The organism is Haliscomenobacter sp. (genome assembly GCF_041740695.1).
In the GTDB taxonomy this organism is placed as follows: Bacteria; Bacteroidota; Bacteroidia; order Chitinophagales; family Saprospiraceae; genus Haliscomenobacter.
Window position 1 is genome coordinate 1 of record NZ_JBGSLK010000044.1, and the last position, 14,926, is coordinate 14,926.

Below are 14,926 nucleotides of genomic sequence, written 5' to 3' on the forward strand. Positions count from 1 at the left end.
ACAAACGGTACCTATACCTTCGATCCACTTCCGACCTTCCTTGGCGAAGTACCCGTACAGTACACGATCAGCGATCCAGGTGGCTTGATGGATAACGCGGTGCTGACGATCACAATGATCCCGAACCTGGGCAACGTGACCGTTGCAAACGACGACGCGAACTCGAGCCCACAAGGTGTAGTGCAAACGGGCAACATCCTGACGAACGACTTCGATCCAGAAGGCAACACCCAGACCGTAACGGCGGCGCAGAACAGCGCGAATGCTGCCTTGGTGGTTAACGGTTCTACCGCAAACCCGCTTCCAAGTGGTGGTACGCTGGTACTGGCAGCCAACGGGGCCTATACGTATACCCCTGCGGTAGGGTTCGTCGGAACGGAAATAGTGAGATATACGGCAACGGACAATGGCAGCCCAATTGCAACGGATGTGGCTACGCTGTACCTGACGACCTTGCCAGTGAACGTAACCTATGCGGAGAACGACATCAACCAGACGCCAATCAACATTCCGGCAAGCGGCAACGTGTTGACCAACGACACGGATCCACAGGGCGACAACCAGACGGTAACGTCAGCGAGAGCGGACACGGATGGCGACGGCTTGGTTGATGACAACCTGCCATTGGGTGTAGCCACTACGATTTATGGCCTCAACGACGCGGGCGTAGTCGTGGTAGCTGGTCAGGTGACTTTGAATGTCAATGGTAGCTATACTTACACGCCAGCCACTGGATTCACCGGTGATGTTCCTTTTACGTACACGGCCACGGACAACAATATCAGCCCTGCAAGTGACAATGCAACCGTCACCATCGAAGTAATTCCGCTATCGACACCAGGCACCAACGAGCCTCCCGTAGCGAATGATGATACGAATACTACGGAGAAGGATACCAATGTGAGCGGCAATGTACTGCCCAATGACTCTGACCCTGACGGGGATCCGATCACGGTAACGAGTGCCTTGGTGGCTACGGGTGTTGATGGAATCGTGAACGATCTATTGACCCTGGGCACACCGACCACGGTGTACGGCAAAGACCCAGCGGGTAACCCGGCAATTGCTGGTCAGTTGACCTTGAACCCGAATGGTAGCTACACCTTCGACCCGACTCCGACCTTCTTAGGAGAGTTGCCAGTGATTTACAAGATCAGCGATCCAGCAGGCTTGATGGATGCAGCGACCTTGACGATCACAGTGACAGAGAACCTGGGTAACGCTACTTATGCGAATGATGATGCGAAAGTTGGTCCAAAAAACGTGGCACAAACAGGCAACGTACTGACCAACGATAGCGACCCCGAGGGCAATACCCAAACGGTAGCAAGTGCAGTAAACAGCAACGGTACTGCACTGGTAGTGAACGGCAGCACGGCCAACACCCTGCCCAGCGGCGGTACCCTGGTGCTGGCAGCGAATGGCACATTCACCTACACTCCAGCCACAGACTTTGTGGGTACCGAACGGGTACAATACCGCATCGTAGACAATGGCAGCCCAGTGGCACGGGATACGGCGACGCTGTACTTAACCACTCTGCCAGTGAACTGTGTGACCATTGAAACCTGGGTGTATTTGGAAGGCGCCGCGGTAAAAACGGATGGATCGGCGAGCTATAATTTACCCATGCGGACTAACCTCAATGACTTGGGGATACTGCCGGGTCAGACCTACAATGACTTCTTCCTTGGTACATTCTATACGCCAGCTGGTCAACCTTACAATGGAGCACCCTGGAATTACAGTGGTACCGAAGGCAATGGCTACAATTCCAATGGCATGCTACCGAACGCAAAAGCCAATTATCCAAGCACGGTTGTGGATTGGGTGCTGGTATCCTTGCGCAACAATCCCAATGGTACGGGTGGCCCAATTTGTCAGGCTGCGGCATTGCTGCACAGAGATGGTCGCATCGAATTTGTCAATCAGTTCCAGTGCTGTGGGCTTGCCAACCAGAGTTATTACCTGGTCATAGAACACCGCAATCACTTGATTGTCATGTCGCATCAACCAGTTGCCATCGTGGACGGAAAGATTTCTTACGACTTCCGCACTCAGCAGAGCTACATCAGCGATCCATTTGGTTTTGGTACGTTTTCTGGCCAAAAGCAAATTCAGCCGGGTAACTATGCCATGCTAGCGGGTAATGGCAACCAAACACTGACCAATCGTTCTGACACGGACATCAACTTTGATGACCGTACTTTCTGGGAAATCCTCAATGGCACCATTGCGCGTTACCGAAGCAGCGATTACAACCTGAACGGTGATACGAACTTTAACGACCGGAGAGCCTGGGAATTCAACAATGGTAAGTTTACCAGTGTGCCCAGAAATTAAATAATGATTTTAAAGATGGCCGGCCCCAATGCAAATTGGAGACTGGCCATCTTTATTCGGCTTAAACAGTAAAAAATGGAAGTTCAGAAAAAAACAAAGATCAGGCTATTTCCGGGGCTGCTTGCATTGGGGATACTTCTGGCCAGTAGTGGCGTCATTTGGGGGCAAAGCCTCAGCAAATTGAACACTCGTTTTGCCAATCCACAATTTGATGAAAAGGCAGGCATCTACAGCTTGGATGTCGAAATGCGTTCTGATCGGGCCAACGAGCAGGTTTTTGGCATGAACGTACGCTTCTTTTATGATGAAACGCAGTTGTCCTTTTTGGATTTTGACCAATTTCAGGATGGCTATAAATTATTGGGTGAAGCACCTAAAAGTTTTGTAGGGAATCACGAAAGTGGCGCAGCCATGTTCGGCTTCGATGCCGCTGCTGCTTACATCAATGGGGCCATCCAATTGCAGCAATCCAAGACATCCTTTTCCATGTCTCCCGAGCGTTGGTCCAAATTTTTCCGGGTCAACTTTAAAGTTAAAGAAGGATTCCAAGGCTTGAAAAACTTCTGTCCTTGTGTGATTTGGGACATTAAGGCTGACGCTACGCGGCAAGGTTTTTTTGAAGGATCGAATGGGGTAGTGGTGACTGTTGTTGAAAAAAATACCCAAACTCCGCAAGAGTCAGCTCCTTCACTGGTTTCAGGAGAAGCTTTCAATTGGAATTATAACCGCTGGGGCACCATGCCCTATGGCAACCCTTTGACTAAATCTTGCCTGGATTTGAAAAAAGTGTCCATCAATGTTGCCAATGGAGCACCTAAGAACTTCCGCCTCTTGCAAAATAGCCCGAACCCGTTCACAGAAACAACTTACATCGAATTTATTTTGCCACAGGCAACAAAAGCAAAAATCAATTTCTACGATTTAACGGGCAAGTTATTGTCTCAAATCGAAGGCACTTATGTCGCTGGGTACAATCAACTAAAAGTAGATCGCCAATCCTTGTCTGAAAGTGCTGGGGTAGTCCTTTATCAGTTGATTACTGATGATTACTCTTCCGCTATGTTGAGAATGGTAATGGTGAACCATTGAGGTCTGGTAAAAACAACTAACCTCTAGCTTTTGGTATGCATTTTTAACGTTTTTTCACTTTTAAACCAAAAAAATGGATCATTTTGTACCCATTTTTCCAAGAATATTTATTACGCATAAAATGCTCAAATTGGGTGTTTTAGCCGCGATAATGTTCTTTTGTGGGATTCTGTATCTCTCCGCTCAAACGCAGCCAATTGTTACCGTTCGGTTTGCCAACCCTCGGTTCAATTGCGCAACCAACGAGTATTGCCTGGATGTTGAATTCCAATCCAATACCGCTGATCAGAGCTTGTTTGGCATGAACGTGCGTTTCTTTTACGATGATAGCGCACTTGAATTTGTCAATTTTCGCAACTTTCAAGGGGGATACGGAGCCGTAGCACCCAATCCACCCCAAATTATTACTGGTCCCTTGGCAAGCGCTGCCGCGTTTAATTTTTCGGGAGCTGCCGAATATGTAAATGGAGCAGTACAATTGACCAATGAATCTGCACCTGCAGTTGTGATTTCTACTTCGGGTTGGACCAAGTTGTACGAAGCTTGTTTCACGGTTGATGGTACTCCTAATTCAAGTAATTTTTGTCCAAGCATTGTTTGGGATTTAGAATCCGATCCAAGTCTCGGTGGCTATTCGAATGGTAGCGATGGAGTGGTGATTACTGTGGTTGATCCAACTCCACAGTTTGATTCAGCACCTGCCATTGAAAATGTTGCACAATTCAACTGGCAATATTCAGGCTCAGGAGCTGCGCCTTTTGGCATGCCTAATTCTACCAGTTGTATTTCTATTGATGTGCCTGCCCCAGTCGTAGGTACCATCACGCAGCCAACCTGTACCACGCCGACCGGATCGGTGGTTTTGAGCGGTCTGCCCAGTGGCAGTTGGACAATCACCCGGACACCGGGCAACGTGACAACCACGGGCAATACAACGAGCACAACGATCAGTGGTTTACCCGTGAGTGGCACCTATACCTTCACGGTAACCAATTCCAATAACTGTACCTCACCAGCCTCGGCGAATGTAGTGATCAATGCCATCCCTGCCAATCCTATACTTGGTGGCGCGACAGCTGTCTGCGTAGGCAGCACGGCGAACGTAACGCCGAACACAGGCGGCACCTGGATGAGCGACAACATGGCGATAGCGACGGTAACGGATGCGGGCGTGGTAACGGGCGTAAGCGCAGGTACCGTGACCCTGACCTTCACCGAAACGGCCACAGGTTGTTCCTCAACCAGAAGTGTGACGGTTACGCCGCTTAATACAGTCACGAGCAATGCAACGCGCACCTTGTGCATCAATACAGCCTTAAGCCCCGCGATCACCCATACGACGACGGGCGCTACGGGGATCGGAACCGCTACCGGCTTACCAGCGGGCGTAACAGCAGCCTTTGCCAGCAATACGATCACGATCAGTGGCACGCCAACAGCGGCAGGCACCTTTAACTACACGATCCCATTGACGGGTGGTTGTGGTACGGTGAATGCCACGGGTACAATTGTAGTGACCCCAGACAATACGGTGACCAGCAATGCAACCCGCACCTTGTGTATCAATACAGCCTTAAGCCCAGCGATCACGCATACGACTACGGGCGCTACGGGGATCGGAACCGCTACCGGCTTACCAGCGGGCGTAACGGCAGCCTTTGCGAGCAATACGATCACGATCAGCGGCACGCCAACGGCATCCGGCACCTTCAACTACACGATTCCATTGACGGGAGGTTGTGGTACGGTGAATGCCACGGGCACGATTGTGGTTTCGCCGAATAACACGGTGACGAGCAATGCGACCCGCACCTTGTGTATCAATACAGCCTTAAGCCCCGCGATCACGCATACGACTACGGGCGCTACGGGGATCGGAACAGCCACTGGCTTACCAGCGGGCGTAACAGCAGTCTTTGCCAGCAATACGATCACGATCAGTGGTACCCCAACAGCGTCAGGCACCTTCAACTACACGATTCCATTGACGGGAGGTTGTGGTACGGTGAATGCCACGGGCACGATAGTGGTGACTCCGGACAACACGGTGACCAGCAATGCGACTCGCACCTTGTGTATCAATACGGCCTTAAGCCCAGCGATCACGCATACGACGACGGGCGCTACGGGGATCGGAACAGCCACTGGTTTGCCAGCGGGCGTAACGGCAGCTTTCGGCAGCAATACGATCACGATCAGTGGTACCCCAACAGCGTCAGGCACCTTCAACTACACGATTCCATTGACGGGAGGTTGTGGTACGGTGAATGCCACGGGCACGATTGTAGTGAATCCGCTGCCATCAGCGCCAATTGTAGGCACCATTACGCAGCCAACCTGTACCACTCCGACCGGATCAGTGGTTTTGAGCGGCCTGCCCAGTGGCAACTGGACACTCACCCGGACACCGGGCAACGTGACGACCACAGGCAATACAACGAACACAACGATCAGTGGTTTACCAGTGAGTAGCACCTATACCTTCACGGTAACCAATTCCAACACCTGTACCTCACCAGCCTCGGCGGATGTGGCGATCAATGCCATTACTGCCAATCCAATACTTGGTGGCGCGACTACTGTGTGCTTTGGAATTACAGCGAACGTAACGCCGAATACGGGCGGTACCTGGATGAGCGACAACACTACGATAGCGACGGTAACGAATGCGGGCGTGGTAACGGGCGTAAGCCCAGGTACTGTGACCCTGACCTTCATCGAAACGGCCACTGGTTGTTCCTCAACCAGAAACTTTACTGTAGAAGCTTGCTGCGCATCTATTGAAACCTGGGTGTACTTGGAAGGCGCATCCATTGCAACTGATGGCTCGGCCAACTACAGCTTGCCAATGCGGACTACCTTGAATGGCTTGGGCTTGTTGCCAGGTCAGACCTACAATGATTTCTTCCTTGGTACATTCTATACGCCAGCTGGTCAACCTTACAATGGAGCGCCCTGGAATTACAGTGGTTCCGAAGGCGAAGGCTTCGATTCCGATGGCATGTTGCCTACCGCAAAAGCCAATTATCCAAGCACTGTTGTGGATTGGGTGCTGGTGTCCTTACGTGATACACCTGATGGCACTGGTGGTCCCATCTGTCAGGCTGCTGCACTATTGCACAACGATGGCCGGATTGAATTCATCGATGGATTCAAATGTTGTGGCTTGGATTTTGGCAAGAACTACTATATAGTGATTGAACACCGTAATCACCTGATTGTAATGTCGCATGTGCCAGTGGCAATTGTTGGTGCTAAGATCAGTTACGACTTCCGCAACCAGCAGAGCTACATCAGCGATCCATTTGGTTTTGGTACGTTTTCTGGCCAGAAGCAAATTCAGTCGGGTAAATATGCCATGTTAGCGGGTAATGGCAACCAGACTCTGACCAATCGTTCTGACACGGACATCAACTTTGATGACCGTACTTTCTGGGAAACCTTGAATGGTCAGATTGCCAGGTACCGAAATAGTGATTACAATCTGAATGGTGATTCCAACTTCAACGACCGTCGGGCATGGGAGTTGAACAATGGTAAGTTTACGAGTGTACCTCGGAATTAAATCGACTTATTGCTTTGGAGCTCCCTTTTCAGGGGGCTCCAAATAGTTTTTTAATACACTATGACTCTTCAATCTCTCATGACTAAAGACCTAAAATATGAGTAACTTTTCTACCATTCTTCGAGCAAGTCCAATCAGGACGGCGTATACGCTGGCCCTGTTTTTGCTTTTTTTGTTCAGCAGTATAGTGCTGTCGGCTCAACAACCGGTGATTTCGGTTCGTTTTGCCAATCCGCAGTACAATTGCGTCACGAACGAGTATTGTCTGGATGTTGAGTTCCAGTCAAACACTGCCAATCAAAGTTTGTTTGGCATGAACGTTCGTTTTTTTTACGATGAAAGCATCCTTGGATTTGTCAACTTTCGTGATTTCCAGGGTGGCTATAGTGCAGTTGCACCCACCCCCCCTTTCATCAACACCGGATCTGCTGGAAGTGGACCAGCCCTGTTCAACTTATCTGGTGCAGCCACATTTGTCAATGGCGCTGTGCAGTTGACCAACGAAGCAGCGCCCCCTATTGTCATTTCAACTACGGGTTGGACCAAGGTGTTTCAGGCTTGTTTTACTGTGGACAATACCGTTATTCCTACGGCTAGTTTTTGTCCCAGTGTAGTTTGGGATTTGCTTTCGCCCACCAGTGGACCTGGATTTCTGGCTGGTGATGATGGTGTCGTCATCGTTGTAGTTGATCCAAGCCCAATGTTCGATTCGGCACCTGCCATTGAAAATGTTGTTCAGTACAACTGGATTGACGACCCAAATGGGGATATTATGCCCTACGGTAGTCCATCTCAAATTACCTGCATTTCTACAAGTTGTGTTCCGTCGATTGCGATTGTGAAAACGGGTGCCTTCGTAGACAACGCGCCGTTTGGCGTCATCAACCCTGGCGACCAGATCAACTATACTTACACGGTGAGCAACCCCGGCGACGTAACTTTGTTAGATATCGCGGTTACAGAAGACGGGGGGATTTTTACAGGTACAGGAACGCTGCCTTCGCCTAGTTATGTGAGCGGGGGATCTTTCCTTGGCGGAAATGCTGGGGTTAGAGACCTGGCAGCAGGAGCTTCCATGACGTTTAGTGCAACATATACCATTACCCAGCCCGACATCAATGCGGGTAACGTAACAAACCAAGCCACTGCTACGGGAACGCCCCCTATCGGCCCGGACGTAACGGACTTGTCGGACAACAACAGTCCGCTGGAAAACGACCCCACAGTCACACCGCTGACGCCTACCCCTACTATTGCTTTAGTTAAGACGGGTACCTTTGTGGACAACGCGCCGCTGGGTGTCACCAACCCTGGCGACCAAATTACGTATGCGTTTACAGTGACGAACACGGGCAACGTAACTTTGACGAATGTAACGGTGAGTGACCCCTTGGCGGGCTTATCGGCGATCACTCCAGCGAGTGTAGCGAGCCTGGCACCGGGAGCGAACGCGGTATTTAATGCGACGTACACCCTTACGCAGGCGGATTTGAACGGCGGCAGTGTGGTGAACACGGCGACTGCGACGGGAACACCTCCGACTGGACCTCCGGTAACGAATACGGACACGGAAACTGTTCCAGTGAACCAGAACCCATCGCTCAATATCACGAAGACGGCGTCCCCTGCTATTTACGATGCGGTAGGTGATGTAATTACCTATACGTTTACGGTACAAAACACGGGTAACGTAACATTGACGAATGTAACGGTGAGCGACCCCTTGGCGGGCTTGTCGGTGATCACCCCAGCGAGTGTAGCGAGCCTGGCACCCGGTGCTACGCAGGTATTCACGGCGACCTATACCATTACGCAGGCGAACCTGAATAGCGGCAGTGTGGTGAACACGGCGACTACGACGGGAACACCTCCAACCGGGCCTCCGGTAACGGATACGGACACTGAGACTGTTCCAGCGGACCAGAACCCAGCGCTCAATATCACGAAGACGGCATCCCCTGCGATTTACGATGCAGTAGGTGATGTAATTACCTATACGTTTACGGTACAGAACACAGGTAACGTAACTTTGACGAATGTAACGGTGAGCGACCCATTGGCGGGCTTATCGGCGGTTACCCCAGCGAGTGTAGCGAGCCTGGCACCCGGTGCTACGCAGGTATTCACGGCGACGTACACCATTACGCAGGCTGATCTGAACAGCGGCAGTGTGGTTAACACGGCGACTGCGACGGGAACACCTCCAACCGGGCCTCCAGTAACGGATACGGACACAGAGACTGTACCAGCGGATCAGAACCCAGCGCTCAATATCACGAAGACGGCGTCCCCTGCGATTTACGATGCGGTAGGTGATGTGATCACGTACACGTTTACGGTACAAAACACGGGCAACGTAACTTTGACGAATGTAACGGTGAGTGACCCCTTGGCGGGCTTATCGGCGGTTACCCCAGCGAGTGTAGCGAGCTTGGCACCCGGTGCTACGCAGGTATTCACGGCGACGTACACCATTACGCAGGCTGATCTGAACAGCGGCAGTGTGGTTAACACGGCGACTACGACGGGAACACCTCCAACCGGGCCTCCGGTAACGGATACGGACACAGAGACTGTTCCAGCGGATCAGAATCCAGCGCTCAATATTACGAAGGCGGCATCCCCTGCTATTTACGATGTGGTAGGTGATGTGATCACGTACACATTTACGGTACAGAACACGGGTAAAGTAACCTTGACGAATGTAACGGTGAGCGACCCCTTGGCGGGCTTATCGGCGGTTACCCCAGCGAGTGTAGCGAGCCTGGCACCCGGTGCTACGCAGGTATTCACGGCGACGTATACCATTACACAGGCTGATCTGAACAGCGGCAATGTGGTGAACACGGCAACTGCGACGGGAACACCTCCAACCGGGCCTCCAGTAACGGATACGGACACAGAAACCGTAACTTCACGGTTGCAAAATTGTAGCTGTTTGGATGTTCAGGTTACCTTGGATGCCAATTGTAAATTCACGCTTACCCCTGCCATCATTTCGCCCAATTGTACTGGAGGCACAGTGCGTGTGATGGATAACGATCAATCAAATGGAGGCATCATCGATTGCCCTGGAGTCTGGACTTATGGTCTTTTTGACAATGAGGGCAATCTCATTTGCTGGGGTAAAGTAACTGCAGAAGACAAGACTGCACCAGTTCTGGTGTGTGCTCCTGCTGATTTTACTTTGGATTGCTACGATGTAAACTACGTGTTGAACAATTTCCGGACGATTGGTAATGTAGGTGCAACCAGCTCTCCACGTCCTGCTGCAACGGGTAGCCAAATCATCAACAACGCTGAAGGTGTTGCTGGTACTGGTGACAACTGCCAATTGGGCTTGATTCCACCGGTTTTGGTTGCTGACAACATCAAAAACCTGGGTTATGCTTACTTCCGTGACAACTGCCGCGAATGTGGTTGTCGGGTTACCTTGAAGTGGACTGACAAAGTGGTTTTCTACAACTGTGAAGATGCGGCGCGCAACAGCGGCATCTATGCGACCATCTCTCGCGAGTGGGTAGCTACTGATTGCAACGGCATGCGTTCTGATTACACGCAGAAAATCCACTTTACTCGTCCAAGCTTGGATGAATTTGTATTCAATGGTGATGGCGAAGGCAAGTACGATCGCGTAGTAGAGTACAACGCTTGTACTCCCGACAAGAGCCTGATCAAGAAGGAAGATGTAACGCCATATGTATGCAGCTACTTCAACACTTCTTCCAATCCACGTTGTTTGTTCCTCGACGAAGTGGAGTGTAACTACTCCGTACAGATCAAAGACACTGAGTTCCCCATCTGTGGCGGCAAAGGTGTGAAGATCGATCGGGAAATGTACGTATTTGATTGGTGCGCGGGGGGTATTGTTGATACGTTCCACATTTTGATTAAAATTGGAGACTTTGAAGCGCCTACTTGCGAGTATGCACATGGAGCACCTTACGACATTTCTACTGGCCCGATGGACTGCACGGCAGCCATTCCAGTGACTGTTGCTGGCATCAAGTCTGCCTTTGGTGTAACCATCAAAGACAACTGTACTTTGGGTAACATCAGTGTGAGTGTGTACACCAAAGATCGATATGTTAAAGGTATCCTCGTTTACGAAGGACCTGCAAACCCATTCTGTCCTACTCCTCAAGCTCGTGAAGAAGCTGGTGAACTGCGTGGCGACAATGATGCATACCGCCTTGGCGATTGCAGCAACAAAGCCATCTGCTGGGATAAAGTAGAGTATGCGGTAATGAACGGCATGATGATCGGTCTTCCAGTAGGCAAACACCTGATGGTGATCGACGCTTTCGATGGTTGCTACAATGCTTCCAAGTGCTGCTTCATATTTGAAGTGAAGGACAAAATTGCTCCGGTGATGAAGTGTGATGATGACCTGCACGTTACGCTTAGCAATGCCAATGGTTATACCAGCGGATATGCTCAGGTGAGTGCAGCGGACATTGATGAAGGCTCTTGGGACAATTGCAAACTGGCCTGGATTGCGGTACGTCGCAATGTACCTACTTCTTGTGCTGCCAGCTTCATCCAGAAAGGATATGACACCAATGGCAACGGCAAATTGGATGCCTTACCTGCTGATGGAGATGTAAGCAAAGCAGATGGATTTGACCTGAATGGCGATGGCGACATTGCCGACTTTGGCGAGACCTTCGTGCTCAAGGGTGGCAAGTTGATGACGCCACTGTTGGATTATGCGGAATTCTTCTGCTGCGATTTGACCGAAAGAGTAACGGTTGAATTGTGGGGTGGGGACATTTACGGCAATACGAACTATTGCTGGATGGACTTGCTGATTGAAGACAAAGTAGCCCCAACTTGTTTGGCTCCTTGGGCGATCACGGTTGATTGTGATGACAAAAACCTGGCTTTGATCGATGATAAAAAAGCCTCAGCTGCTGCTTTTGGCGATGTGACCATCACCACGGGTAGTGACTGTGCTGCTTTAGATACGGTTTATTCTACCGTTAAGAAATTGAAGTGTGGAGCAGGCTGGATCGATCGGGTTTGGACTTTGACCAAACAAACGGTTAAAGGGCCAATCAGCATCACTTGTACTCAGCGCATCTGGATCAATCCAGTCCACGAATACAACATTTGTTTTCCTAAAGATGTGTCTACCGATTGTAAGACACCCATCATCGATACGGTGCTTACTGACGAACTGGGCTGCGACATCCTGGCGGTGAATGTGCACGACAAACGTTACGATGCATCTGACGATGAGTGCTACAAGATTTTCCGGACTTACTCCGTGATCAACTGGTGTACTTACGATGATCGCTGTGGTGACCCACTCTTGCAAACCAACATTTCGATCATCAATCGGGCAGTGTTTGAGAACTACGGCAAAGCACCGATTTATGTATTGGTTCGTGACCGCGAGCGTGGCGTTCGGGATGGCGTTGAAGAGTTCTACATTTCGAAGGACTTGATCCACAACAATGCGGATGACATCCGCTTCACTCCAGCGTACTGCGAAGTAGCTGGAGAGTACTTCCACAGTTTCATCTACACCCAAATCATCAAGGTGTACGACGACACCCGTCCAGTGGTAACGGGCACCCGTGATACCTTCTGCACCAGCCCCACGGCTTGTACGGCGAACATCACTAAGGTAGTTACCCTGAAGGACAACTGTACGGACAAGGTGGAATTGGAGACCCAATTCCTGATGATTGCACCATTCCAAACTTTGGACGCTGGCCAGATGATCCTTTACTCAACGCCACGCTGGAGCACCAAGGATTTGGGCAACGGCCAGTTTGAGATCAAGGTAGCGAACCTTCCCGAAGGTACCCACGACTTGATTGTGGTGGGTCGAGACGAATGTGGCAATCTGAGTACTGCTACCCGGATTCCATTTGTAGTGAAAGATTGCAAGGCACCAGCACCGATCTGTATCAATGGCTTGAGTACCGAACTGATGCCCGACGGCACCGGTGGAGGTATGATGGCAGTATGGGCTTCAGACTTTGTCGCTTCCAAGATTTACGATTGCAACGGTCAAGGTCCCGAAACACAGAACGGCTTGAAATTGGTGACCAAGTACTCGATCAATCGGGTAGGGGCGCCAGTAGTAGCTACTCAAACGAGCATCAACCTGACTTGTGCCGACAAAGGTAAGGTTATTTTAGTCGAGCTCCATGCTTGGGATGAAGCAGGTAACCACGACTTCTGTGTAACCTTCATTGAAGTACAGGACAACCGCAATGTTTGTGCAGGCAGCGTAGCTGCAGGAGAGATCAGCGGGGTAATCACCACGGATGACTTGAAACCCGTATTGGGTGTCAACGTCGACCTGAGTGGTGGCGCACAAATGAATCAGAATACTGGTTCGAATGGCATCTACCTCTTCGGCAACCTGACTAAGGAAAGCGACTACACGGTGAGCCCACAACTGGACAAAGACCACATCAACGGAGTATCTACCTTCGACCTGGTTCAAATCCAGAAACACATCCTGGGTGTCAAAGCAATCGACAATCCCTACCGGATGATTGCGGCGGACGTGAACAACTCCAAGTCGATCTCGACCCTGGACATGATCCAGATTCGGAAGCTGATCCTGAGCATCGATACGAAGTTCACCAGTGTCCCCAGCTGGAAGTTTGTGGATGCGAGCTACCAATTCCCTGATCCAAGCAATCCATGGTCAGTTCCATTCCCCGAAGTGGTGAATGTGAATGACTTGGCAGGCAAGGTGAAGGCCGACTTCATCGCCATCAAGATGGGAGATGTGAATGGCAATGCCAGTGTGAATGGATCAGTAGCGGTGGAAACGCGCAGCGACAAAGCCATGATCATCAGCACGGATGAACAACAACTACAAAGCGGCCAAAACTACAGCGTAGTATTTAAAGCCAAAGATTTGGCCAAAATCCAGGGTTACCAGTTCACCTTGAACATCGACCCTAGCCTGGCTACCATCGAAGGCATTGATTACACTGGAGTAATGAAGCCAGATAACTTCGGGATTTTTACCAAAAATGGGATGATAACTACCTCCTTCGTGCGGGCACCCCTCGCGGGTGCCCTTGCAGGGAGCGCCGAAAGCGAAACCATCCTATTTACCCTCAAACTGAAGGCCGAATCCAATACCGCCCTCAGTAGAGCACTAATACTGAACAGCCGCCTGACCAACATGGAGGCTTACAACCAATCCGACGAAGTAATGGGAGTCCAACTGGCGTTTGGAGCAGGATCAGCCGCTGAGCGTGCTGTCCTGCGCCAAAACGTTCCCAACCCATTCTTCGAGGAAACTACTGTAAGTTTCTACTTGACTCAGGCTGCTAAGGCCGTACTCACCATCCGGGATGTCAAAGGAGCTTTGATCTATCGGGTAGAAGGCAATTACCCCAAGGGCAACAACCAGTTGCTCCTCAAACAGGAGCAACTGCGGGCCAGTGGGGTGTTGTACTACACTCTGGAGACGAGTGATTTTACTGATACCAAGAAGATGGTGTTGCTGCAAAAGTAGATTGTAGCGATGCCCCTTCAAAGTAGTGAAGCGCATTTTCTTAAAGAGATGATGGCCTCCTGCACAAAGAGCGTTTTTTTTTATGAGAATTTATTTTGTAAGGGGAGGGACTCTGTTCCCTCCCTTTTTTATGGTTCAAATTGATTTGGCAAAGAGGTGTAATACTGACATGCCAAATAAATAGCAACCTCATTGTTTTGAAAGTGATTATGATTCATATGGTCGGGTTGTCCTGTTTTAGGGCAGCCCCTTTTTTTATTCCGTTACGTAGGCAAAATGAAGAATTGATTTTGTCCCTCTTTTATGTAGGTTCATCGGCTATAGGCATCATTCATCCTTAAAACAAAAGTAAATAGTACATATTAGACTTAATCTTACACAGGTTCACATAGAAATGCTTCAGGACGTCCGAAGTTTTTCTTTCTATAAAATTT

General features: G+C 50.2%; 4 protein-coding genes. All 4 read left to right on the forward strand.

Annotated elements, in window-relative coordinates; genetic code table 11:
* Positions 1 to 2,343, forward strand: a 2,343-nt coding sequence (locus tag ACEW9O_RS09545) for an Ig-like domain-containing protein (protein ID WP_373549926.1), incomplete at its 5' end; no start/stop codon positions are given.
* Positions 2,344 to 2,418: 75 nt separating this feature from the next.
* Entirely contained in the window at positions 2,419 to 3,432 is a 1,014-nt protein-coding gene (locus ACEW9O_RS09550) for a T9SS type A sorting domain-containing protein (protein ID WP_373549927.1), read from the forward strand.
* Positions 3,433 to 3,505: 73 nt separating this feature from the next.
* Positions 3,506 to 6,997, forward strand: coding sequence for a beta strand repeat-containing protein (locus tag ACEW9O_RS09555; RefSeq protein WP_373549928.1), 3,492 nt, complete (start codon positions 3,506 to 3,508; stop codon positions 6,995 to 6,997).
* A 97-nt stretch (positions 6,998 to 7,094) separates the two neighbouring features.
* Positions 7,095 to 14,492, forward strand: coding sequence for a hypothetical protein (locus ACEW9O_RS09560; RefSeq protein ID WP_373549929.1), 7,398 nt, complete (start codon positions 7,095 to 7,097; stop codon positions 14,490 to 14,492).
* Positions 14,493 to 14,926 lie beyond the last annotated feature (434 nt).